General features: G+C 49.2%; 23 protein-coding genes. 8 read left to right on the forward strand and 15 right to left on the reverse strand.

Features of this window, described 5'->3' with window-relative positions; all coding sequences use genetic code 11:
• Positions 1-214: 214 nt before the first annotated feature.
• The 5 genes from BTJ40_RS05765 to BTJ40_RS22700 form a co-directional block, all read right to left on the reverse strand.
• Positions 215-619 carry an ester cyclase gene (locus BTJ40_RS05765; RefSeq protein ID WP_108732191.1) on the reverse strand — a complete coding sequence of 135 codons (405 nt, stop codon included), beginning with the start codon at positions 617-619 and terminating at the stop codon, positions 215-217.
• 1,099 nt (positions 620-1,718) lie between these two features.
• The gene (locus BTJ40_RS22195) at positions 1,719-2,123 is read right to left on the reverse strand and encodes a hypothetical protein (RefSeq protein ID WP_157953910.1); all 405 of its coding nucleotides are present in this window, start codon (positions 2,121-2,123) and stop codon (positions 1,719-1,721) included.
• A complete protein-coding gene (locus BTJ40_RS05780) occupies positions 2,123-2,791 on the reverse strand; it encodes an HNH endonuclease signature motif containing protein (protein WP_108732194.1) in 669 nt (222 codons plus the stop codon). The genes BTJ40_RS22195 and BTJ40_RS05780 overlap by 1 nt, the downstream gene beginning before the upstream one ends.
• Before the next feature lie 100 nt (positions 2,792-2,891).
• On the reverse strand, positions 2,892-3,467 hold the full coding sequence (locus BTJ40_RS05785; RefSeq protein WP_157953911.1) for a hypothetical protein: 576 nt from the start codon (positions 3,465-3,467) through the stop codon (positions 2,892-2,894).
• Positions 3,460-3,879 carry a hypothetical protein gene (locus BTJ40_RS22700; protein WP_108732196.1) on the reverse strand — a complete coding sequence of 140 codons (420 nt, stop codon included), beginning with the start codon at positions 3,877-3,879 and terminating at the stop codon, positions 3,460-3,462. Before BTJ40_RS22700 ends, BTJ40_RS05785 begins: the two co-directional genes overlap by 8 nt.
• A gap of 330 nt (positions 3,880-4,209) precedes the next feature.
• Here BTJ40_RS22700 and BTJ40_RS22445 point away from each other — a divergent pair, with 330 nt between their 5' ends.
• Together BTJ40_RS22445 and BTJ40_RS22450 are read left to right on the forward strand one after the other, a co-directional pair.
• Complete coding sequence (locus BTJ40_RS22445; RefSeq protein ID WP_192879381.1) at positions 4,210-4,398, forward strand: hypothetical protein; 189 nt, start codon at positions 4,210-4,212, stop codon at positions 4,396-4,398.
• Positions 4,399-4,444: 46 nt separating this feature from the next.
• On the forward strand, positions 4,445-5,008 hold the full coding sequence (locus BTJ40_RS22450; protein WP_192879382.1) for a hypothetical protein: 564 nt from the start codon (positions 4,445-4,447) through the stop codon (positions 5,006-5,008).
• Between the two features lie 153 nt (positions 5,009-5,161).
• Here BTJ40_RS22450 and BTJ40_RS05800 read toward each other — a convergent pair whose 3' ends face one another.
• The 4 genes from BTJ40_RS05800 to BTJ40_RS05815 form a co-directional block, all read right to left on the reverse strand.
• Entirely contained in the window at positions 5,162-5,956 is a 795-nt protein-coding gene (locus BTJ40_RS05800) for a hypothetical protein (protein WP_108732197.1), read from the reverse strand.
• 124 nt (positions 5,957-6,080) lie between these two features.
• Positions 6,081-6,932 carry a trypsin-like peptidase domain-containing protein gene (locus BTJ40_RS05805; protein ID WP_108732198.1) on the reverse strand — a complete coding sequence of 284 codons (852 nt, stop codon included), beginning with the start codon at positions 6,930-6,932 and terminating at the stop codon, positions 6,081-6,083.
• Positions 6,933-7,040: 108 nt separating this feature from the next.
• Positions 7,041-7,907 carry a hypothetical protein gene (locus BTJ40_RS05810; protein ID WP_108732199.1) on the reverse strand — a complete coding sequence of 289 codons (867 nt, stop codon included), beginning with the start codon at positions 7,905-7,907 and terminating at the stop codon, positions 7,041-7,043.
• An 834-nt stretch (positions 7,908-8,741) separates the two neighbouring features.
• On the reverse strand, positions 8,742-9,503 hold the full coding sequence (locus BTJ40_RS05815; protein ID WP_108732200.1) for a serine protease: 762 nt from the start codon (positions 9,501-9,503) through the stop codon (positions 8,742-8,744).
• 1,303 nt (positions 9,504-10,806) lie between these two features.
• Between BTJ40_RS05815 and csrA the strand changes: the two genes are divergently transcribed.
• The gene (gene csrA / locus BTJ40_RS05825; RefSeq protein WP_108732202.1) at positions 10,807-10,995 is read left to right on the forward strand and encodes a carbon storage regulator CsrA; all 189 of its coding nucleotides are present in this window, start codon (positions 10,807-10,809) and stop codon (positions 10,993-10,995) included.
• Between the two features lie 137 nt (positions 10,996-11,132).
• Here csrA and BTJ40_RS05830 read toward each other — a convergent pair whose 3' ends face one another.
• The 4 genes from BTJ40_RS05830 to BTJ40_RS05845 form a co-directional block, all read right to left on the reverse strand.
• Positions 11,133-11,549 (reverse strand): DUF6746 family protein, encoded by a 417-nt coding sequence (locus BTJ40_RS05830; protein ID WP_108732203.1) that lies wholly within the window; start codon positions 11,547-11,549, stop codon positions 11,133-11,135.
• Between the two features lie 404 nt (positions 11,550-11,953).
• Positions 11,954-13,225: an adenosylmethionine--8-amino-7-oxononanoate transaminase gene (bioA, locus tag BTJ40_RS05835; protein ID WP_108735187.1), complete on the reverse strand. Its 1,272-nt coding sequence runs from the start codon at positions 13,223-13,225 to the stop codon at positions 11,954-11,956.
• A gap of 40 nt (positions 13,226-13,265) precedes the next feature.
• A complete protein-coding gene (locus tag BTJ40_RS05840; RefSeq protein ID WP_108732204.1) occupies positions 13,266-15,716 on the reverse strand; it encodes an ABC transporter permease in 2,451 nt (816 codons plus the stop codon).
• Positions 15,716-16,438 carry an ABC transporter ATP-binding protein gene (locus tag BTJ40_RS05845; RefSeq protein ID WP_108732205.1) on the reverse strand — a complete coding sequence of 241 codons (723 nt, stop codon included), beginning with the start codon at positions 16,436-16,438 and terminating at the stop codon, positions 15,716-15,718. Before BTJ40_RS05845 ends, BTJ40_RS05840 begins: the two co-directional genes overlap by 1 nt.
• 45 nt (positions 16,439-16,483) lie before the next feature.
• Here BTJ40_RS05845 and BTJ40_RS05850 point away from each other — a divergent pair, with 45 nt between their 5' ends.
• Positions 16,484-17,152 carry an arylesterase gene (locus BTJ40_RS05850; protein WP_108732206.1) on the forward strand — a complete coding sequence of 223 codons (669 nt, stop codon included), beginning with the start codon at positions 16,484-16,486 and terminating at the stop codon, positions 17,150-17,152.
• A 120-nt stretch (positions 17,153-17,272) separates the two neighbouring features.
• Complete coding sequence (gene ttcA / locus BTJ40_RS05855; RefSeq protein WP_108732207.1) at positions 17,273-18,190, forward strand: tRNA 2-thiocytidine(32) synthetase TtcA; 918 nt, start codon at positions 17,273-17,275, stop codon at positions 18,188-18,190.
• Here ttcA and BTJ40_RS05860 read toward each other — a convergent pair.
• A complete protein-coding gene (locus BTJ40_RS05860; protein WP_202862864.1) occupies positions 18,075-18,680 on the reverse strand; it encodes a hypothetical protein in 606 nt (201 codons plus the stop codon). The genes ttcA and BTJ40_RS05860 overlap by 116 nt on opposite strands.
• A gap of 210 nt (positions 18,681-18,890) precedes the next feature.
• On the opposite strand from BTJ40_RS05860, the gene putP reads away from it, so the two are divergent.
• The 3 genes from putP to BTJ40_RS05875 all read left to right on the forward strand — a co-directional run bounded on the left by putP (position 18,891) and on the right by BTJ40_RS05875 (position 21,594).
• Positions 18,891-20,357 carry a sodium/proline symporter PutP gene (gene putP, locus BTJ40_RS05865; RefSeq protein ID WP_108732208.1) on the forward strand — a complete coding sequence of 489 codons (1,467 nt, stop codon included), beginning with the start codon at positions 18,891-18,893 and terminating at the stop codon, positions 20,355-20,357.
• A 152-nt stretch (positions 20,358-20,509) separates the two neighbouring features.
• On the forward strand, positions 20,510-21,022 hold the full coding sequence (locus BTJ40_RS05870; RefSeq protein ID WP_108732209.1) for an O-acetyl-ADP-ribose deacetylase: 513 nt from the start codon (positions 20,510-20,512) through the stop codon (positions 21,020-21,022).
• A gap of 107 nt (positions 21,023-21,129) precedes the next feature.
• Positions 21,130-21,594 (forward strand): DUF962 domain-containing protein, encoded by a 465-nt coding sequence (locus tag BTJ40_RS05875; protein ID WP_108732210.1) that lies wholly within the window; start codon positions 21,130-21,132, stop codon positions 21,592-21,594.
• A 50-nt stretch (positions 21,595-21,644) separates the two neighbouring features.
• On the opposite strand, the gene BTJ40_RS05880 is transcribed toward BTJ40_RS05875, so the two are convergent.
• Complete coding sequence (locus BTJ40_RS05880; RefSeq protein ID WP_108732211.1) at positions 21,645-22,130, reverse strand: Lrp/AsnC ligand binding domain-containing protein; 486 nt, start codon at positions 22,128-22,130, stop codon at positions 21,645-21,647.
• Positions 22,131-22,227: the final 97 nt, after the last annotated feature.

Below are 22,227 nucleotides of genomic sequence, written 5' to 3' on the forward strand. Positions count from 1 at the left end.
TATGATCTTTCTGACAGCTTAGTGAAATATAGCGATCTAATTGATTGGTTACAATCTTTGCGTTGATAATTTTCGCTGGATTCTCAATGCCTACCGCGTCAGAAATGGAACTGAATAAATAGAATAGTAGGAATATATTAGATTTCATGGTACTTAGATTTTACGCCTTGCAGCATAGGTCGGCGCGTAGCGACGGTCCTGCTGACTGCGATTGTTATGTTTCGTTTTTCTTGAGCTGGTTTTCAAGGCTCTTTAAATCACCCAGCACCCATACATCAGAGATTTGATCACCTTTAAAAGTAAACAAGGCGCACCCATTCCAAGTTACGCGTTTATGTGATGGTAAAAAGCCCATAAACTCATCTCTATGAAGTCCGGTAAAGGACATCTTCGCAAAAACCTTGTCTCCCTCTTCTACGAGATCTTCAATAATGCATTTGTAATCACCCAGCGCTTTGTGAACCATATCGACATATTCAGCGAAACCTTTGTGACCTCGCTTTTCCTGTCCCAATGATCCTCTAAAGGAGAAGCTCTCATGCAGGATCGATGGTATTGCTTTCTTATCGTGGGCATCCCAAAGAACCTCATAAAATCTTCGAACTTGATCTTTATGCACTAGTCATCCTCAGAAACATAACGAACCGGAGTGTAAGCTTTCGGGCGCCAAAAGCGCGTAGTTAATTGATTTGGTACGCCCAGCATGAGCGTGAACTACTGGGGTGAAAGTCCCCTGCAGGAGGATCACCATTTAATGGGTCCATTAAATGCTAACTACTAGCGAATGGCAACTGCAATACTGCGAGGTCTTGTGGGGAGGACGCCGCTAGCAAACTACGAGCTGATGAACAGAAACATCATATAAGGCATAGCCTGGAGGTGAGGTGGCCAAGGATACCGCAGCTATGTGGCTAATGGGCCGAGCTAATGATGTAGTCGTGTATTGAAAGATCACGTTCTTATCTGGAGAGGTCTGCTTAGCTTGCTGCTGTCTGCGTGACCTTGAAATCATATAGGGCCCAACCCGCTAGCCCGATTCAGGAAGCCCACTTTATAGCCTATGTAGATCTCAAGCCGATCGGTACCATTTCTCAAAACGCGCCCCTATCCTTGAGCGGCTGGGCATCTCAGCAAAACACTGGCTCTATCTTAATCGGAATTTTGAAAGCAGCTTTAAAGGGCTGGTGGGATCAGCAGAGGTTGTACGGCAAGCTTGTATTCAGCTCAATAAAAGCTGGGTAGATGGCATAGGCGATTGCCAATGTTTTTTTCGGCAATGCCTCAATAATTCCCTTCCAACCTTTCGATAATATTCCTTCCGGATTGGTCAAAATCACGCAATTTACAAACCTAAAGCATAATTTTTCAGTATTTCACTTTGCCCTATACCTGATCAGGAAAAATGGCCGTCAAGGTGGACGACCCGTACTATTTTCGGTGTTATCTTTCAATCTGTGGATGTCCTAGTGTTGTTACTAATCGGAATAAGGTTATCTGATTCAAGCAATGGCTTACGCAAATACTCGGTATATGACAGATATGTAATATCAATTGGGATGTCATATTCAAGACCAATTTTGTCCAAGGTATTTTTGACATCATAAAAGACTTTCAAGGGGGCGTCGCATCGGTCATCTACTACTACAAGAATATCTATATCATTAAAATTGTTGGATCTAAAAAATGATCCGAAGCCAAAGACCCCAAATATGTCTGACTTACCTTGTAAACGTAATTGGATCTCCGTCTTGATCTCTTTTCTGATAGTTCCAGTATTCATCTCTCCACAGAGCTCCAGACATTTCATCTGTTACATAAAGGCCGATGTGTGAATCCAAGCAAAGGTCTTTGGCCTCGGGTTGATAGCCATTCCATCCCCCGCCTATATAGATAATATCTATGCGGCCAAACTCATCTATTGCACGATCAACCATTGTGCGTCCCATTGTGTATTGCCTAAGACAAAGCACTCTCAGCGTATCATCTTGCTGAATTCTGGACACAGTAAAAAGAATGTCTTCTGATCTACTGACAGTAAAAACATTTTTGTGAGTTCTTAATAGTCGATCTAAAAATGTAATATCACTGTAGGGTGTTCCCCATTCATTACTTCCATTTGTCATTATTGAAACTTCTCCGAAAACGTTTCAGGAAATAGAGTATAGCTGGACAATCGACAATATTGGTTCGCCTCAAATGAGGTCGCATGATTCTTAAACAAAAGAAAGGCTTTGTAATCGTCAGTATCAAGAAGCTTCATGTTAGCTTCAATCACATTGATAATCTTTTGATTGTTGGGAATCACTGTGTCTAGCTTTCGCAAGTTCCATATTTTGTATAGATTAGATCCAGGATCTTCTTTAGCAACTTCTGATTGAGGACCATATTCTTTCCAGATCATGTGATTCTCTGTCAGGAGATTTGATACTTCACGCTTTAACTCTTCGACATTCTCATATACAACCTCACTCATTCTGTGTCTGATTGTATTTTCGTGATCGTTCTTCCACTGATGAAGCTGCTCTACTGTGAAGGTACCTTCAGGTGATTTATCAACATGCCTGTGGCAAGTTGGGCAAAGAAGAATAAGGTTAGAATACTTATCTGAGCCACCACCAGTCTCCCCTCTTGGCCCATCTTCACTTCTTGCTATTATGTGAGCCATTTCGCCTATATTGTAGCTATTTGACTCTAGTAAAAGTGCTGTTAAATCGGCTCGGCAGGAAGGGTTTGAACATATACCGGCGGCTCTTCCCCAAAGTAACTTACTGTCGGCTTCGCTAATTGCCATGTAGGATAATTTCTCTAAAACTTAATGCCCGATTCAATGGGGGAAGGTTTCGAGTCCGGTGGAGGCTACAGGCAGGAACGAAATGCAGCCGCTTGTTAGGCTATTTCGACTCGGTACTTCGGATATGTGCCATAGCTTTTGATGTCTCTTTGGGAAATTTATCAACTGCTAGGTTCCACCACTCTTGTTCAGTATTAATTTTTTTATCATGGGCCAATTCGTCTACTATATCAATAAGTTCTGGCTTGTTAATCAGATTGGGCACCGGTCCCTGAATTAACTGCAAAAGTATATTGAGACAATATTTGTATCCTTCATGCTTCACATAAGCAACATATGAATCTCCACCTCTACCTAGTTGAGGGATACCATATATGTCTGTTAAATTCTGTAAAATTTCTGATGAATTATTCATGTAAGAGATTGGGGAGGCAGCACCTAGTGCAGGGCGTGCGGGGCGCCCTGCATCACCGCCATCACCGCCTCTGGCGTAGGCATAGGATACAGGCGAATCATGTTGCACAGTTTCAATTTTTGCATCCCCACCACTCCCGCCATTTCCATATCCCGGAGTACCGCCCCGACCACCATTGCCTCCTTCAGCAATTCCTGGGCATCCAATAATTTCTGCGTTACCTCCATTTCCACCACGAGAAGGCTTTTTGATGTCAGCCATTTCCTCCATCACCTCCTATAGCCTTACCTTTGCCGATTACTTTAGCATTCCCACCGTTTCCTCCTGGTCCAAATGAACCGGAACTGCCTCCTTTCCCTCCTCGAGCTTCTCCATCTCCGATGACTTCAGCATTTCCTCCTAGCCCACCACTTAAAGTAGATCTATCAACTGACAAAAGAACTCGACTCAATACGATGCCAATTAGAACAACACCAATAAAAGCTATGGCCACGCCGAGGCTATTTGAAGAAAATTCATTTCCAAAAAGATTAAACTTAACCTCTGCTAAACTTTCATTGAAGAAAGCTAAATAGATTCCACCAATCACACATAATGAACTTATAAGCGTTGCTAAATAAGTTGTCTTAGCAATTAAGGCTGATTTTGATTGTTGTTTTGAAGAAAAAGCCATTCTTATTTTCCTTAATTCTCTTTTCGATGTCTGTCGCTCTCAAGCACTTGAGTCTAACGCTTAAATAAGGCTGTTTCTGGACACCCATCAAAGGTAGAGCTTAAGGCGTTACAACTGTTGACACAATACTGAAACCACAATAAAAATACTGGATATTAAAACAGTTAAATCCATACCCGATGACCCAGCCTCGCCGCTCACAGATCATCACTTGATGCGACTCCGTACTATCCCTGCGTCTCCCGCTGTGTACGCCGGGCGTTCCTTTGTGGAAGAGATACTCAATTAGGACGGGATTATGAGCACCGGCGCCAGTGGATTGAGACTGGGATGCAAAAGCTAGCTGCTATCTTTGCGTTGGATATCGCTGCCTATGCGGTAATGAGTAATCACTACCATGTGGTGCTCTATATTGATGCTAAAGCGGCCAGAACTTGGTCTGATACTGAGGTCATTTTCCGCTGGCAGGAGCTATTTAAAGCTTCTAATTTGTCAGGGTGCCTCTCTGGATTGCAGTGAAAAGAACAAGCTTAAGGAGCTGATTGAGCTGTGGCGAGAGTGATTAATGGATATCAGTTGGTTTGTGCGCTGCCTAAATGAATTTATTACTCGCCAAGCAAATGAAGAAGACCGCTGTACTGGCCGTTTTTGGGACGGCCGTTTCAAGTCTCAGGCGCTATTGGGTGAAAGAGCCTTGGCTGCCTGCATGGCCTATGTCGATCTCAATCCTATCCGTGCCGATATTGCAAAAAAACCGGAGGACTCCGATCACACATCCATTCAGCAGCGTGTTCGCGCTGTGATCTCAGGTGAGCAGCCCAAAGAGCTACTACCGCTTGTGGGCGGCGAGCGCCTTAATATGCCGAAAGGGTTGCCCTTTCAATTGGATCACTATTTGGCGTTAGTAGACTGGAGTGGCCGGCATTTAGACCCGAAAAAACGCGGTGCCATTTCTCAAAATGCGCCCCCTATCCTTGAGCGGCTGGGAATCTCAACAAAACACTGGCTCTATCTTAATCGGAACTTTGAAAGCCGCTTTAAAGGCCTGGTGGGATCAGCAGAGGCCGTACGGCAAGCCCTTCCTAATCCCCACCCCGCCTTTCGATACTATTCCTTCCGATTTGGCTAAAATCGCGCAATTTTCAAACCTAAAGCATAATTTTTTAGTATTTCACCTTGCCCTATACTTGATCAGGAGAAATGGCCGTCAAGGTGGAAGGCCTGTACTTTTTCCTGTGTCATATTTCAATCGATGGGTGTCCTAGTGTTGTTATTAGGTGCTTTAACACAAACTCTCCGAGTATAACCCTATTATTTCTTTAGACTCTTCTTTGGCGAATTCTAAGCACCATTTTTCACCAATTGTTCTCACCATGTCCGCAACAAATGAAGCCACATATGAAAGAACTAGACTTGCAAGTGCCTCATGTAACTCTTTGCCTTGAATTCTAGAGTGGACTATGGCGTTTATCGCCGAAGGTGTAGAGTGAGTATTAGTTGATAGTATTTTGTGGATACCATTGAACGTATCCAAATCCAGCCCTCTACATTCGGATATTTCGGTTTGATTCATATCCGAGCACTTACGACCTTTGAGAATCTGCCTTTGAACCTCAGGCAAAAGGGATTTAAATTTTGCGCTTTCTTTAATTGTACCTTTCAGCTTATCGTATTTTTCTTGGAGCAAATCCAAACCTTGTTCTTCGGCACCTATAAACTTCGCGATCTGCATTGTAGATTTCTCATCATGAAAATCATAAAGATAGAATCGAAAGTCTGACACCTCTGTATCAATGCTCTCTATACAGTAATACCAATGTAGGTTAGCAGCTTCAATAAGATTTCTAGAAATCGAACAGAAAGACGGGAAATCGAATAGCTCTTCTGCATCGGTAAACCTTGAGCCAGGAAGTACTCTTAATAGTGACATGCATTCCGGAACAACTTTAGCCAAATAGTACGTTGATATCTTCTTCTTTCTGTCTTCTGTTTGAACACCATCAAATTGCTGAGACAAGGCGTATGCTATCTCAGTTATAAAATCGAAATCATCTATTAATTCTTGAAGGCTACTCATAATTCAGATGACACCTAAAGCCGCGCTCAGGGGCGACTTAGTTTATGTGCTTTTTGCGCGAAAGTGGGAGCGTAGCGAGCGCGCAAAAAGTGCGCAAAGTAAGCTGTTCCCTTGCAGCGCTTTGTTATACGATTTTTCCGTGGCACTCTTTAAATCTCCTGCCACTACCACAGTGACACGGGGAGTTTCTCGGCATGTTTTCAGGTGGAGTCAGATCAATTTCATCCAGCATGGAAAGTAGTTCTTCAGCAGAAACTGCCTCACCAATCATGACTTGAGTTAAACTCCGCATATGCACCAGCAGCTCTGCCACTATCTGTGATTCGACGAAGCTTTTTGTTTCACCGTTGCTGCCAGTTGCATTAAACATTACTCCGCTACTATTTTGCTCCAAAGCATCAATTGCGGATTGGTGATAATGGCTAATAGGGGCATGCTTGCTTACGACAATGCCAATAATTTTATTGTCTGAAGCCCTGAATAGGGCACCACCAGAATTTCCTGAGTTAAATGCCCCATTAACTATCAGATGTTTTTTTATTCCGTTAGTCGTTTTGTGAGAGGCAAAACCCGCCAAATAACCAACAGATAGCAATGGAGCTGGCCCATTATACCCAAGTGGGTAGCCCCAAGTTGTCACGGATTCACCGACATTGAGGCTAACATCCCTAGCGATGGCCAACCCCCCAGGCTGCGCGATAGATGGCCTTAAAATTGCTAAATCACGATCAGCGTCTATCCAAAATTGGGAAACCCGAATTTGTTCTCCAAAAGCAGATACCGCAATTATCTGGCTTTCTATGCAACCTCTTACGACGTGTTCATTGGTTACAATAAGGCCGTTATCCAACAAAAAACCAGACCCCTTTGAGCCAGTGGCAGGGCAAACAATCATATAGACGGAATTCACTGAAGAGCGACCGATCTCACCTACAGCATCCAAAGTCCATTGTGTTGATATCGGTATATCGTTCAAGCATTACTCCATTTCGTATAACGCCCGCTTAAGCGGACTATAATGTGTAGCGAAGCGGAACTGAACCAACTGTTTTAGTTCCGTTTAAAGCGCTTGTTAGCTGTGTGGCTATGGGATATCAAATATTGCTTGCCAGTCACCAGGGCTGCCGCCATGGTAAATACTTTCATCATCTTCAAATTCTTCGTCGTTGTCCCATGCTCCAATATAATCTTCGGTTTGTCCCTCTGTCATAGTACACCTTAGGTTTGAAGGGTAAGGTCCTTTGCGCCTTATGTAATCAAGGCGACATGAATCATAACGGTCGTAGAACTCGATTCCTTCGATGTTAACATGAACAATTTTATCTATATCAGTGTGATGTACAATAAAGTCTTTGGGATCCGCATTTTTCTTAACTGAGGATTCCAGTAAAACCGAGTTAAAATGAGCGAGTTCAGCTAATATTGTGCAAATTTTATTTACATCGTAACTATTTTCTAGGTTTGCATCTCCACTTGCAGGTGCCCTGTATGAAATTAATTCCCTTTGTGCTTTAAGAAGCTTACATAAGTCTTTTAGCTCTTGAGCTTCAGCTTTATTAAAGAGGGCTAGCCAATCGCTAGCTAAATTAATCGCTTTCGTGTGGGAGATTTCAATCAATTTCCCTTCATCCCAATGCTGGCCTGGTAATGTATAGACTACACATCTCAGCAATGATAAAACCGCATAATACTCAATATATGGCTTTACAATTCTCATGTTCTTTTTTTCTGCGTACTCCGCATTCTTTAGAAGAACAGTAGCATTTAAGATCATGTTTGTTGCAAAGTACGTTCGACAAGTCCACTCTGAATTTAAATCTTTATTCCAACCTTTAGTTACATCTGCATATTGCTTTAATATACGGTTGGATATCTTATCCAATTTTTTAACATCAGCGAGCTCTTCTAGCTCTCTAAAAGAATAATACCACTCTCTATTTTGGAAACTCATCAATACTCCATGTAACAGTTAACGCCTACAGCACGGGCCGGAGCCGCAAAGCGGCGGAGGTCCAGCAAATACGTAGTATTTGCGATCGTGCCTGCACTTAGTACGCCCAGCATGGGCGTGAACTAATGGGGTGAAAGTCCCCTGTAGGAGGATCACCATTTAATGGATTCCATTAAATGCTAACTACTAGCGAATGGCAACTGCAATGCCGCGAGGTCTTGTGGGGAGGAAGCCACTAGCAAAACTACGAGCTGACGAATAGAAACATCATATAAGGTTAGCCTGGAGGCGAGGTGGCCAAGGACACCGAAGCCATGTGATCTAACGGGTAGAGTAAATGATGCAGTTGTGTAGTGAAAGTTCACGTTCTTAGCTGGGGAGATCTGTTTAGCTTGCTCCTGTGAAGCTGTCAGCGTGGCCGCTGACTCATAAGTAGGCCCACTCCGCTAGCCACCATCGCGGGGATCGACAAAAGTGGTGGAACACAGCAGCGCCTCGGTCAGTAATGGTCAAGGTGATTAAACAGAAGTCAGCAGACGGCATAGTAGCCAAATGCCAAGATTAATACCTTGGACACGGTGAAGGCCTGAACCCAAAATCCATGAGTTAAAAGACAGGGCTAGCCTACCGATATGTTTCCAGTCGGATAAAGTTGAGGTAGCGCACTGCCATGATACTCAACTCAAATGAAGATTTGCTCGACACTGATTTTGTTACGTGATCGTTGGGTGGAAATTCATTACGGATAGGGAACCGCCCATTGCGGACCCGCATGATGGGTGGTGTGGGGGCCGGTAGCTAGAAACTACCGGCTACCCGATTTAGGCGCAGAATTTATTCCCAGTATTTAGAGTGTATGAAATTTCGCAGAGTGCTACTTTTTATAGATATAATTTCTTTTTCACGCTCATACCACCCAACGAATATACCTGATAAACGGCACGCAAATCGAAGCTCATTTTCTGAATCTATACCTACAAGCTCAAGAACTGGACCACCGCTATTACCGCTAAAGCTGGGGGGTGTTACTCTCTTATTGTCGCTATCTACAGAATTTTTCTTACTGAAATGAAATACAAGAGGGTTTCGTATATGAGGTTTGGATTGATGATTTTTGACTGGCGCAGTAAAGCTTGTTCCTTGAATATATTTTTTAATCTTGTTGAGTCTTGGATTGATAATATTCTTCTTTCCAGGGAAACCAATTAAAAAGTTTATCCCTGTTGATTCTGATTCAGTCCTATTGTTATCAATTGGTAAGGCTTTAATCTTCTCAATGCCATTATTACTAAGCCAGTCAATGCTTAAATGGCTGACAGCTAAATCATCTTCTTCAGATATAGCAAAAGGCATCTTGTTTAGTGGTATAGAATGACTATTTATGTTAACAATTAATAATTCTTCTGCATGCTCTTTTACAACATGAAGAGCGGTAACAAGGAAAAACTCACTCCTTTCCTGAACAATGAAACCAGTTCCAAGGAGCTGGGCAACTCCATTATGGTGAGGTTTTTCTGTATAAATAGGGACAAGAATATCACCCCACTTTTGTACCATTATATCTATATCACTTACGGAAGCTTTCACTTCTATCATATTGATTCCATATTGGTGTTGATATGAGGAGCGCCTAACAGCTATACAGTAATCATTCTGACCACCATTATCCTGATTGTTATCTCAGAATCAATTTCTACGCCAAAGTCTATATTTTTATTTAAAACCATAGACTTAAAGCATCCTGATACGTCCGTGCAAACTGGAAAAACGATTACTTTGACTACTATCCCAATTTTTACGCTAGTCCGTAACCCCTTTATTTCGTTATTGTTTTTGGGTTTATCTTCTTGTTCTCCAATATCACGGTCAATACGATCGTAAATCCCTAAGCTAACACTCGCCAACTTTTACAGGCTGGTATTAGTTGGGGAGTGGTTAAGGTATCCAGGGTGCCTCTGAATCACTCTGTAATATCTCCGCGGATCTTGAAGGCTAAAGATGTTAGGTGCTGTTCGCCGCGAATGGACGTAGCCCTTTGCAAGTGTTGCAACGCAGCAGATGTGGCCTTCAAGGATCGGCTTGAGGGGCTTCCATAACGATTCATTTCTTCTATGGTCTAGTCATTCCTGTGAAGCTACGCTCTTATTGAAACCACTCTGTAAGTTGAGGCATCACTGGGTTCTTCAGAGGCTCCTAAATCTCGCAGTAATATTCTGCAAGTGACTTTGGTCTATGGAGAGATCTTTTCTGTAGATATGTGGAGTACGTATTAAGTCGAAGCATTGATGATCTATTGTTGTCTGAACTCCAGCGTGGGAGCGGTGGGTATATTAATCTAAACGGCCACTTTTATATGCAACCGAAATTTTCAATGCATGAGTAACAAAAAATATAGGCACAAAAATAATCTTATTGAATTTTATTAGGATTGTTTTAGTGTCAAAGCCACGTAAAATCGATAGATATTTATTGGTATTTTGGCCGAGATTAAGAAGCCATCTAAAGGCAACAATCAAAGTCGCTCGGTTGAAGAGTATCGAGAATCCAAGAATTTTCTAAAGACCACCCCTTAAAAGGAGAACGGTAGCGTGAAGTAAGAATAAGTAAAAGGCGCTGACCCAAGGTGCTGGAACACCTGGGGCCAGCTAACCAAGTTGATAATCACAGTATCAAAGTGGCTATATGCATAGTACGCTACAAACCCGCTCGTCTTCAATAAAGTGGAGCACAATCAGCGGCTTGGAGAGATTCCCCAAGCCCTGGGGGCGTTGCGTCTGCCTTTTCTTTTTCTATGCCTACCGTTCTCGCGCACCTCCTCGTAGTTACTCAAAAAATTTCTATTCAAGCTTTCCCATTATGGAAGGTCTATCCATGGTTTGAGTATCAGTAGGAAACAAATATGTTGATCTTAAAGCGCCGCACAGGCGAGAACTTACGGATTGGAGCGAATGTCTCAATCACCGTATTGGAAGTTAAGGGCAATCAGGTAAAGGTGGGAATACTTGCTCCCAAATCCCTGCCCGTACACCGCGAGGAGGTTTATAGGCGGATCAAAAGGAAAGGAAATATGGGCAGTGGAAATCGTTGAGAATCTGATCGAGATTGTGGCGTGTCGCCATGAGCGGGTGGTGTTGCTATGAAAGCGCTAACTGTTGATAGTTAGCGCTTTCAGTCGAGCCTTTCGCTGCGGATAGAGCCACAGGTTAAGCTCGGAAGTGATCTGTATTAGTGATGTTTATGCTTAAATCCAGCAGCAAATTTGTCTGCTAATTTAAAGTAGTGATTCAGATCCTTGCGGGTTTTTTCTGGGCGGTTGTTTTCGGAGTTAATGTGGATGTTTTCCACAACAACGGCGATGTCTTTTGCCAGCTTCTGTCTTTCGCCCTTCAGGTTCTCAGCGAAATACTCAACACTTTTTTCGAGTCTGTAGGTGATGACATGAATCTCGTGAAGTTCAGCAGGGTTAAGCTTTTTCTTGCCCTTAATTTCTTCTGTTGTTTCAACAAAAATCTTTCTCGCATCCTTCAAGGAAGTAACTTTCGCTACTTTAAAGTGCTGGATGGGCTTTTCGCCTGATGCAGGGCTAGCTTGAGCAGTGGTAGCAAAAGTAACAGCAAAAAGTAATGCAATTAAAGTTCTCATCTTTCCTCTCTAACGCCCAAACTTTAAGGGTTGGTAAGGCATTGATCGGGCGAGGTGAATGCCTAACATTTATCAGTGATCATTTTGACCACTTTGATCGCTATCGTAAATGAGGATAACTATCATTAACATTCATGATACAGGAATTTTTAGGTGCTCAAAACATTTGTCGTAAAAATTGCGATCAAGCTGATCGAAATTTGTAAGGAATAAGAAAATTGAATCTGGAAAGGATGAGCAGGGGAGGGGGCTACGGAGGTTTTTAGCCAGGAAGAGGCGCCCCGTGTTATGAAATTTGATCTATTAACCCTCTCTTCGCGGTAACAAAGAGAGGGTTATTTACAGGAAGAGCCAGTTAGTTCGGGATTATTGAGACCGGTTTCACAAATTAATTGGTACGGAAGCTAGGAAATCTCTCCCAGTACATCAACCATCGCCGAGGTTAATTGGCTGAGGTCTTCTTTCGAAATCACATAGGGCGGCATAGCGTAGACCAGCTTGCCGAAGGGGCGCAGCCAAACTCCGCGTTCGATTAGAGCTTCCTGCACTTTGGCCGTATTGACCGGCTCGCGCATTTCCACCACGCCAATTGCTCCAAGGGCTCGAACATCGGCGACACCCGGTGCGGATTTTAATGGGGCCAGCTGTTCAGTCAGCTGTTGCTCGATTGCGGTTACTCGTTCCTGCCAGGGTCCGCTGAGTAGCAATTGAATACTGGCATCGGCCACGGCACAAGCCAGGGGGTTACCCATAAAAGTGGGGCCGTGCATAAAGACACCGGCTTCCCCTCGGCAAATACCTTCGGCCACTTTATCGGTACAGAGAGTGGCGGCGAGGGTCATGGTGCCGCCGGTGAGGGCTTTGCCCAGTGTGAGGATGTCCGGGGTGATATCGGCGTGTTCACAGGCAAATAACTTGCCGCTGCGGCCAAAGCCGGTGGCGATTTCATCGGCGATTAATAGCAGGTCGTGCTCGTCACAGAGTTCGCGTACACGGCGCAAATAATCGGCAGAATAAAAACGCATGCCGCCAGCGCCCTGGACGATGGGCTCTAAAATAATCGCGGCCAGTTGATCACGGTTGGCTTCCACTTGCTGGCGCAGTTCGGCGATATCACTGTCACTACAGGTGTTACCGAAGGGGACCTGCGGGGCGGGGGCGAACAGATGCTGGCTCAGTTGCCCTGCAAACAGGTGATGCATTCCGGTGACCGGGTCACAGGTGGCCATGGCTCCGAATGTATCGCCGTGGTAACCATTGCGCAGGGCGAGCAGTTTGCTCTTCTGGGGTTTTCCCTGGGAGTGCCAGTATTGAATGGCCATTTTAATGGCCACTTCCACAGACACTGAACCGGAATCAGCCAGAAATACCCGGTTGAGGCCGGGTGGAGTGATTTCCACTAATTTCTTGCACAGCTCGATTGCGGGCTCGTGAGTTAAACCCCCGAACATCACATGGGACATTTTGTCCATCTGATCGCGCATGGCCTGGTTTAGCTCGGGCACATTGTAGCCGTGCAGGGCACTCCACCAGGAGGACATACCGTCGATCAGGCCGCGCCCGTCTTCCAGGTAAAGTCTTACCCCCTCGGCCCGCGCTACCGGGTACACCGGGGGCGGGTCGATCAGGGAGGAGTAGGGATGCCAAATATGTTTGCGATCGAAATCCAGGTCCATAAAAACTACATCTTTATTCTCAAGAGCCGACAATCATCAGTTAGGCCAGTTCGCGCAGTACTCTGAGCGGGGGCTGGCTGATCGAGCTGTAACAGGCCAGGGTACCGGCGGTGCCAACCAGTACTGCACCGGTGAGTGGTCCGGTTAGCCAAAGGACTGGGTGCAATATCACCGGCAGTTCAAAGACCCAATAAGACAGCACGGCCAAAGCGGCTTCAGCACCGATAGCCGCGAGCAAACCGGCGGCAAAACCCAGTAGGCCAAATTCCAGTATCAGGCTTCTCAGTAACAAGCGCCTGCGGCCCCCCAGTGTGCGGATAATTGCCGCTTCCTGCAATCGCTCGGCGATACTGGCGCGGACTCCGGCGATTAATACCAGGACCCCGGCAACCAGCATCAGGGCCATAACCGATTCGATAGCAAAGGACACCTGGTTAATAGTGTCGCGGATACGCTGGATGATCTTATCCAGCTCTATCACACTGACGCTGGGGAAGGCGCGAACCAGATCGTTGACCAGTAACTTGTCCTCCGGTGGGAGGTAAAAACTGGTGATATAGGTAGCCGGGAAATCATCGATAGTGCCCGGTGCAAATATCATATAGAAGTTGGGGCGCATGCTGTTCCAGTCCAGCGAGCGGAAGCTGGCTACCGGGGCTTCTACTTCCAGTCCGCCGATGGAAAAGCGCAACTGATCTCCCAGTGACAGTTCCAGCTGAGCTGCCAGCTCCACTTCTACCGAAACACCTTCGCTGGCCTTGTCCCACCATTCGCCTTCCAAGATACGGTTGTCCGGCGCCAGGGTATCGGTGTAGCTCAGGTTCAACTCCCGCCGAACGCCGCCGGGACGATCTTTTTTCTCTTTAATCGAGACGCCGTTAATCGCTACCAAACGGCCGCGCACCATGGGGTAAAACTCGGTGCTGCTTACCTCGCCCTCTGCCAGCATGTTTTCCATGGTTGGAACATCGTGGGGTGCGATATTCAGGAGGAAGTGATTGGGGGCTTTTTCCGGCAATTGCATCCGCCATTCATCCACCAGGGCCGTGCGAGCAAAGACCATGGCCAGCATGGCCAATAGTCCGGTGCCAAAAGCGGCAATTAGGAGGGTGTTAAACGCGGCGCGGCGTTGCAGGCTGCCTAGGGCAATACGCCAGGCTCCCCCTAGGGAGGCCAGCTTGCCGCGCACCAAGAGGCGGTTAACCAGGGCGCTGCCTGCTACCAACAGGAGCATGCCGACAAACAAGGCGAGCGTCATGAGTAGACTGCCGGACAGCCACCAGATCAGAAGCAGCATGGCGCTGGGGCCGAGAATCAGCCCGAGCCATTCGCGTCTGTCCGGGTTACTCCAGTCGTGCCTCAGGGTTTGCATCGGGTCTGTACGCGCCAAACGGAAAAGTGGCGGCAGGGCGAAGCCCAGGGCGCAGGCGAGGCCGGTGGCGAGCCCAATCAGCAGTGGGCTCCAGCTGGTGGCCGGGGGTTGTACCGGGAAGAACCCTTCCATCAGGTTGACCGCCTGGCTCTGGATAAAGGTGCCCAGTGCCAGCCCGATAGCAGTGGCAATCAGGGTGAGGGCGGCCAGCTGTCCCAGGTAGATACCCAGAATTTTGTTGCGCCCGGCGCCGAGGCTTTTCATTACGGCTACGTAGGCGCCATGGCGCAATCCGTAGCGTCTGGCTGCCAGTCCAACGGCGACGCTGGCGAGCAGTACGGCCAGGCTGGCGGCGAGAAACAGGAAGGATTCGGCTCTATCCAGAGCAGAGGCAACCCGGGGCTGGCCTTCGCGCAGATCCAATATCCGCTGGTGCTCAGTCAGTTGAGGTTTGAGCCAGTCAAAGTAATCTTTCAGGACTTGGTCATCGCCGGCAAACAGGTAGCGGTAGCGTACGCGGCTGCCGGGCTGGATCACACCTGCGGCGGGCAGGTCGGCGGTATTGGCTAGCAGGCGCGCACCCATATCAAACAGACTGGTGCCCCGGTCGGGCTCCCGCTCCAGTATGGCTGTCACTTTTAATTGGGTGTCGCCGAGGGCGATAGGATCGCCGAGCTGGATTCCCATCAACGGCAGAAGGCGGGATTCCACCCAGGCTTCTCCCGGGGGAGGTCCTTGTGGTGCAATTTCTCCAGGGCCTCCCTGGGACTTGCTGATTTCCAGTTGTCCCACCAATGGATAGCCTTTGTCGACGGCTTTAACCGAGACAAACTGGAACTGGTCGTTGGCGGAGATCATGGATGAAAACTGGACTATTTGGCCCCGTTCCAACCCCTTCTTATCGGCTTCCTCCAGCCATGCGCTATCCACAGGCTTACTGCTGCGCAGCACCCGCTCTGCAGCCAGGAAGGTGAGGGATTGCTGCTCCATGGCCCGGGTAAGGCGGTCGGTGAAATGGGCGATCGCAGTGACACAGGTAACAGCCAAAACCAGGGCCGAGGCAATTAGCGCCAACTCGCCACCGCGCCAGTCCCTGAACAGCAGTCTGAGTGGCAGCATCAGGCGGACACCTCCGACAGGTTGTCCCCGTCGATAAGCGGAGCGTAGGAATCTACGGCACCTGCGGACATATGCAGGTGGGAGGCACAGCGCTCTGCCAGTCGCTGTTCGTGAGTCACCAGCACCAGGGTGGTGTCAGACTCTTCGTTGAGTTTAAACAGCAGGTCGATAATTTTGGCACCGTTGCCGGCATCGAGGCTGCCGGTGGGTTCGTCGGCAAAGAGGATGGCATCTTTGCTGCTAAAGCTGGCAAAGGCCCGGGCAATGGCCACCCGCTGTTGCTCACCGCCGGATAACTGGCGCGGGTAGTGGCGCAGTCGCTGTTCCAGGCCCACCCGGGCGAGGAACTCTTCCGCCCGTTTGGCGGCGCCCCGTTCGCCGCGCAATTCGCTCGGTAGCATCACATTCTCCAGGGCGGTAAGGCCGGGCAGCAGTTGGAAAGTCTGGAATACAAAGCCCACGCAGCGGGCTCGTATTGCTGCACGTTGTTCCTCGTCCATAGCGGTGATTTCATCACCCGCCAGCCAGATCTTGCCCTCGGTGGGTTTGTCCAATCCCGCCAGCAGGCCGAGCAGGGTGGACTTGCCTGAACCTGAGGCCCCTGTCACAGCGAGGCTCTCGCCACGGGCGACTTTCAGGGAGATATTGTTTAATAGGGTCAGTGGCCCTTCGCTGGTGGAGACCCTGTGATAGAGGTTTTCTGCCGTGAGAATGGCGGACATACTGTATTCCCTTTGCGGATACGCGAGATTTTTGGAGAGTATGACATGACAACAGCCTTTTTTCGGCAGTTACTGACTCGGTTCGGCTTGGTGCTGATGCTGTCGGTCCCCAATCTGGCACTGAGTGCCAACAAGCCCGGCACTCTGCTCGTATTAGGGGATAGCATAAGTGCGGCCTACGGTATCGATGAGGAGCTGGGCTGGGTCAACCTGTTGCAAGAGCGCTTGCAGGAGAAGGGTCGCCCGGTGAAGGTGGTCAATGCCAGTATCAGCGGGGAGACCTCCGCAGGCGGCCTGACCCGGCTGCCGCGCCTGATGAAAGAGCACAAACCCCAGTGGGTGATTGTCGAATTAGGTGGTAACGATGGCCTGCGGGGCTACCCACCCCAGAGTTTACAGCGCAACCTGCAGCAGATGGTAAAACTGGCGAAGGATTCCGGAGCCGAGGTCCTGTTGCTGGGGATGCGTATCCCGCCCAATTACGGCCGCGCCTATACTGAGGCTTTTGCCGCTGTATTCCCTAAAGTAGCCAAGGCTGAAGAGGTCGCCCTGGTGCCCTTCCTTTTGGAAACCGTGGCCCTGGAGCAGGGCGCTATGCAATCCGACGGTATCCACCCCACCGCCAAGGCGCAGCCGGCCCTGCTGGATCATGTCTGGCCCTGCGTGCAGTCCCTGCTGGGGGAGAAGGCGGCTGGTGAGTCGTGTACTCCGTGATCGAAATGCGTACAATCGCGCCCCCAGGAACAGGAAAGCCTGGCTCTGGTCCCAAAGTTTAAGGTTTTGTGCCGGTACAGTGGGCCCGGTCACTGGTCGCGAATGAGTTAGAGAGACACCATGCCCGAATTGGAAAACCGCCGCGAGCGGCTCGAGTTTAATAAGCTGCAAAAGCGCCTGCGCCGCCATGTGGGCCGCGCCATCGCCGACTTCAATATGATTGAAGAGGGCGACAAGATTATGGTCTGTTTGTCCGGCGGTAAGGATTCCTACGCCATGCTGGACGTGCTGCTGAATTTGCAGAGGACAGCGCCGGTTAACTTTGAACTGGTGGCGGTCAATATGGACCAGAAGCAGCCGGGTTTCCCCGAGCATATCCTGCCGGAATACCTGCAATCCCTGGGTGTTCCCCACCATATTGTCGAGAAAGATACCTACTCGGTCGTGAAGGAAGTGGTGCCTGAGGGCAAGACCACTTGCGGGCTCTGCTCCCGTCTGCGCCGGGGCACTTTGTATGGTTTTGCTGAAGAGATTGGTGCCACCAAGGTGGCACTGGGCCATCATAAAGACGATATCGTTGAGACCTTGTTCCTGAACATGTTCTACGGTGGTCGCCTCAAGGCGATGCCGCCCAAACTGCGCGCCGACGATGGCCGCAATATCGTGATCCGTCCGCTCGCCTATTGCCGCGAAGAGGACATCGCCCAGTACGCGGAGTACAAGCAGTTTCCGATTATTCCCTGCAACCTGTGCGGCAGCCAGGAGAACCTTCAGCGCCAGGCGATCAAGCAGATGGTGCGGGAGTGGGATAAGAAATTCCCAGGCCGCAGCGAGAATATTTTCGCCGCGATTACCCGGGTGTCCCCGTCACAATTGGCGGACAGGGACCTCTACGATTTTGAGAGCTTGGAGCTGGACCGCTCTACGCCGTCGGCTGTCGAGCGTTCTGACCATTCAATCCAGCGCCAGGTGAATTCTTGGGAGCCTGAGGATGCTCAGGAGGCTGAGCCCCAGTATATCGAGGCGCTGAATCTGTAGGATCTGCACCGTTGACCAGCTGTGCGTAGCTGCATTCAAAATCCTGGGGGCTGGCACTGGGCCCGTGGTGGAAGTGCTGGTGCCACAGGCGCGCCATATTGGCCACGTCTGCGGTTTCCTCGTCCTGGATTTTATGCACCTTGGCCGATTTGTATATCAACCAGGCAATAGCCGTTGCATAGCGCAGGTTGGTGGTCAGTTCGCTGTGGGGGTGATCGAGAAAATCCCGCTGGCTCGCCAACCCTCGCACCTTGGAGGCGAGGGTCGGGTGGTTGATCAGGTATTGGTCCCAGATTTCCCGGTGGGTGTGGGGCTGGATTTGGTAAATACCCAGCCCGTGGCGCCGTCCCTGTTTGAGGTGGAAGCCCAATTGCGACTCCTGGGCGGCGGTTCCCAGAAGGAGATTCTCCATGCCCTGGCTCCAGGCTCTCAAGTGCTTGAGGGTTGGACGGATAACCTGGAGTCGAAGCTCGTCCAGACATATGCCCATAGTGTTGTCTTTTTTTCTGTAGTTGTATCCAACATATATGTAGTTTGCTGATTGAGTCGGCGCCACCTTATGGGTAGATTTACGCGCAATAAACATAACAATTTTTAGGTGGTGCTCTTTCCATAGCTCAATGCGCTGAAAAATTGAGCAGGAAAACGCAGACTATTCCCGCGCCAAGTGCCACCCCACTTTGATCAGAAGGAATCCCTTATGGCCGCCGAGTGGCTGATCGCCCTTACTTTTGTCGCCTATTTGGCGTTGATTGTTGTTATCGGTATTTACGCTTACATGCGTACAAAAAATGCCAGTGATTATTTCCTCGGTGGCCGCTCTCTGCCGCCGGCAGTGGCGGCCCTGTCTGCCGGGGCCTCGGATATGAGTGGCTGGCTGCTCCTGGGTTTGCCTGGCGCGGCCTACGCGGCGGGGCTTTCCGCCGGTTGGATCGCAATCGGTCTTTTCTCCGGCATCGTTCTGAGCTGGGTGACAATGGGTCGGCGCCTGCGCATCTACACCTATGAGCTGGACGACTCACTGACGGTGCCAGCCTATCTGGATCGTCGGTTTAAGATGGGGCACCCCTATCTGCGCACAGTCTGCGCGATATTCATCCTTCTGTTTTTCCTTTTCTATGTAGCTTCGGGCCTGATTGCCGGCGGCAAATTGTTTGAAACGGTGTTTGGCTGGGATTACCGCTGGGCGGTGATTATCGGTGCGGTTGCCGTTATTTCTTACACCTTGTTTGGTGGTTTTTTGGCGGTGTCCTGGACCGATGTGTTCCAGGGGCTGCTGATGAGTGCGGCGCTGATTGCGGTGCCTCTCGTTGTTATTTCTGACCAGGGTGGTTTTTCCGCCAGCTGGACTCGCCTGCAAACGGAGATGCCTCAGCTGACCCATTGGATGACGGATAACACCGGGCAAACCTTAAGTCTTGTGGCGATACTCAGTTCTCTCGCCTGGGGACTGGGCTACTTCGGCCAGCCGCATATTTTGGCGCGATTTATGGCGGTGCGCAGCCCTAATGATATTCCGGTTGCGGCGACAGTGGCGGCGGTTTGGTCCCTGGCGGGCTTCTTGGGCGCTATGGCGGTAGGTTTGTTTGCACATCTGGAAATCCAGCAGAGCTTACCCGATGGCGAGACTGTGTTTATGGAAATGGTGCAGGTGCTGTTCCACCCGTTAGTTGCCGGTGTTCTGCTGGCGGCAATTTTGTCTGCCATTATGAGTACGGCGGATTCCCAGCTGTTAGTGTCTTCGGCGGCACTGGCGGAGGATATTTATCACGTTTGGTTTGGGCGTGAGACCACCCCGGAAGCCATGGTGAAAGTGGGGCGCTGGGCGGTGGTTGCTTTATCAGTGGTCGCTGTGTGGATTGCGATGGACCCGGATTCCAAGGTTCTGGATGTGGTGAGTTATGCCTGGGCAGGCCTGGGTGCAGCCTTTGGCCCGGCGTTGCTGATCAGTCTCTACTGGTCCCGTATGACCGGTAGTGGCGCTATTGCCGGTGTTATCGTTGGCGGCCTCACCGTTGTGGTGTGGGAGCAACTCTCCGGTGGCATTTTTGATGTTTATGAGCTTTTGCCGGGTTTTGTTTTCTCTTCAGCTGCTATCGTGTTAGTGAGCGCGCTGACGAAGTGCCCGGAAGCCGTTGCCTCACAGCACCGCAAGTTGCTTGGTTGAGGGGGCAGGGCAGGACTTGAGCCCGAGCGACTCGCTCGGGCCGAGACAGACCAGCCGCGCTAGGGACGCACCTCTGGCAAAGGTGCGACTGTTGTGAAGTGAAATGGATTTCCATCCGCAGCAATTATTCAAATAGCGGTTGGAGATGCTGAGTGATCAAAGTTCATCTCGGTGATATCACTCGATTGCAGGTCGATGTAATCGTCAATGCTGCCAACAGCCGTCTCTTGGGAGGCGGTGGTGTCGATGGGGCCATACACCGCGCAGCGGGGCCCAATCTACTGGAGGCCTGCCGCAGTCTGGGCGGCTGTCCTGTTGGTGAAGTGCGCGCCACTGGCGCTTATTCCATTCCCGTAAAACGTATCTACCACACGGTTGGGCCGGTTTGGCGCGGCGGCAGTTTGGGCGAGCCCGAGTTGCTCTCCAGTTGTTATCGGCACTGCCTGGCACTGGCTCGGCGCGAAAATATGCGCTCGATTGCTTTTCCGGCGATCAGTTGTGGCGTCTACGACTATCCCCCGGAGCTGGCCGTAGAGGTGGCTGTAGAGCAGGTACAGCAGTTCCAGGAGAAGGAGGGAGCGCCGCAGCAGGTTGTATTCTGTTGTTTCGAAAAATCGATGGCGGATCTCTATCTATCCCAGTTGGATGCCTACGTTAGGCGCTAAAAGCCACGTTTTGTAGGCCTCGTGGTATTTTCGGCCATTGATTGATATCCATGGGTTGGGGATTATTATTGCTCTGACAATAACAATATAAGAATGAGGAGATTGTCATGCGCAGTGCCCAGCAGTGGTTTTCCGAGTATGGTGAGAGTCATCAGAATCCGATCAACAAATCCATTCATTGGATTGCTGTTCCCGTAATTTATGCAACTGTGGCCGGGCTTTTGTGGGCAGTTCCGCAGCCGGAATTTATGGCAACAATTCCCTGGCTGAACTGGGCTGTCGTGGTGACAATCCCTATTCTTCTGTTTTATTTCGCGATGTCGTTTCCCATTGCCCTGGGAATGACGGGGTTAACGGTTCTGTGTTTGTGGGCTTGGTCGGTATTGGAGCGCCTGGGGGTGCCCATCTGGCAGACGGCACTGGCCCTTTTCGTGATCATGTGGGTATTCCAATTTATTGGTCACCATATCGAAGGCAAGAAACCCTCTTTCTTTAAGGACTTACAATTCCTGTTGATCGGCCCCGCCTGGGTGATTGGTTTTATTTACCGGAAACTGGGCATTCAATACTGATTGCCGGTTTATGCAGATGAGTGGCTGCGGCCACTCATCGATCTATCCCGCTATCGGTTGTAGTGAACCGGTACTTCCAATGTCTCTTTGACTTCTTCCATCACCACATAGCTAGTGCACTCCTGCACTTCTGGCAATGTCAGTAGAGTCTCCCCGTAGAATTTTCGATAAGCACTCATGTCTGCCACCCGGGCTTTGATCAGGTAATCAAAATTCCCCGATACCAAATAGCACTCCTGTACTTCCGGCAGGGCGGCCACGGCGTTGCGGAATTCCTCAAAGGCGTCCTGCGCGGATCGATTCAATCTGATCTGCACAAAAACCACTAGGGCAGCATCGAGGTACTCCGGGTTGATCAAGGCGGTGTAGCCCTGAATAACATTGTCATTTTCCAGGCGCTTGACCCGTTCGACACAGGGGGTCGCGGTCAGACCTACCTGTCGGGCCAGCTCTGCATAACTGGTTCGTCCATTCTTTTGTAGAACACGCAATATGTTCCGGTCGATAGTGCTTAGCTCTCCCGCACGTTTGCGCATAACTGGTGACTCCGAATTGGTCGACATGGTCAAAAAGTAGACTTGGCGACAGGTTGTTTAGTGGATTCCACTAGTTTTAACAAAAATCTACTAAATA

This window comes from Microbulbifer sp. A4B17 (assembly GCF_003076275.1).
GTDB lineage: Bacteria > Pseudomonadota > Gammaproteobacteria > Pseudomonadales > Cellvibrionaceae > Microbulbifer.

Excerpts from the sequence above, each read along its gene's own strand:
- BTJ40_RS05800 (WP_108732197.1), bottom strand. The coding sequence starts at position 5,956 with ATGAGTAGCCTTCAAGAATTAATAGATGATTTCGATTTTATAACTGAG.
- BTJ40_RS05845 (WP_108732205.1), bottom strand. The coding sequence starts at position 16,438 with ATGTCCGCCATTCTCACGGCAGAAAACCTCTATCACAGGGTCTCCACC.
- ttcA (WP_108732207.1), top strand. The coding sequence starts at position 17,273 with ATGCCCGAATTGGAAAACCGCCGCGAGCGGCTCGAGTTTAATAAGCTG.
- BTJ40_RS05880 (WP_108732211.1), bottom strand. The coding sequence starts at position 22,130 with ATGCGCAAACGTGCGGGAGAGCTAAGCACTATCGACCGGAACATATTG.
- BTJ40_RS22445 (WP_192879381.1), top strand. The coding sequence starts at position 4,210 with ATGCAAAAGCTAGCTGCTATCTTTGCGTTGGATATCGCTGCCTATGCG.
- BTJ40_RS05860 (WP_202862864.1), bottom strand. The coding sequence starts at position 18,680 with ATGGGCATATGTCTGGACGAGCTTCGACTCCAGGTTATCCGTCCAACC.
- BTJ40_RS22195 (WP_157953910.1), bottom strand. The coding sequence starts at position 2,123 with ATGACAAATGGAAGTAATGAATGGGGAACACCCTACAGTGATATTACA.
- BTJ40_RS05785 (WP_157953911.1), bottom strand. The coding sequence starts at position 3,467 with ATGGCTGACATCAAAAAGCCTTCTCGTGGTGGAAATGGAGGTAACGCA.
- csrA (WP_108732202.1), top strand. The coding sequence starts at position 10,807 with ATGTTGATCTTAAAGCGCCGCACAGGCGAGAACTTACGGATTGGAGCG.
- BTJ40_RS05850 (WP_108732206.1), top strand. The coding sequence starts at position 16,484 with ATGACAACAGCCTTTTTTCGGCAGTTACTGACTCGGTTCGGCTTGGTG.
- BTJ40_RS05840 (WP_108732204.1), bottom strand. The coding sequence starts at position 15,716 with ATGCTGCCACTCAGACTGCTGTTCAGGGACTGGCGCGGTGGCGAGTTG.
- BTJ40_RS05780 (WP_108732194.1), bottom strand. The coding sequence starts at position 2,791 with ATGGCAATTAGCGAAGCCGACAGTAAGTTACTTTGGGGAAGAGCCGCC.
- BTJ40_RS05815 (WP_108732200.1), bottom strand. The coding sequence starts at position 9,503 with ATGATAGAAGTGAAAGCTTCCGTAAGTGATATAGATATAATGGTACAA.
- BTJ40_RS22450 (WP_192879382.1), top strand. The coding sequence starts at position 4,445 with ATGGATATCAGTTGGTTTGTGCGCTGCCTAAATGAATTTATTACTCGC.
- BTJ40_RS22700 (WP_108732196.1), bottom strand. The coding sequence starts at position 3,879 with ATGGCTTTTTCTTCAAAACAACAATCAAAATCAGCCTTAATTGCTAAG.
- putP (WP_108732208.1), top strand. The coding sequence starts at position 18,891 with ATGGCCGCCGAGTGGCTGATCGCCCTTACTTTTGTCGCCTATTTGGCG.
- BTJ40_RS05875 (WP_108732210.1), top strand. The coding sequence starts at position 21,130 with ATGCGCAGTGCCCAGCAGTGGTTTTCCGAGTATGGTGAGAGTCATCAG.
- BTJ40_RS05830 (WP_108732203.1), bottom strand. The coding sequence starts at position 11,549 with ATGAGAACTTTAATTGCATTACTTTTTGCTGTTACTTTTGCTACCACT.
- BTJ40_RS05810 (WP_108732199.1), bottom strand. The coding sequence starts at position 7,907 with ATGAGTTTCCAAAATAGAGAGTGGTATTATTCTTTTAGAGAGCTAGAA.
- bioA (WP_108735187.1), bottom strand. The coding sequence starts at position 13,225 with ATGGACCTGGATTTCGATCGCAAACATATTTGGCATCCCTACTCCTCC.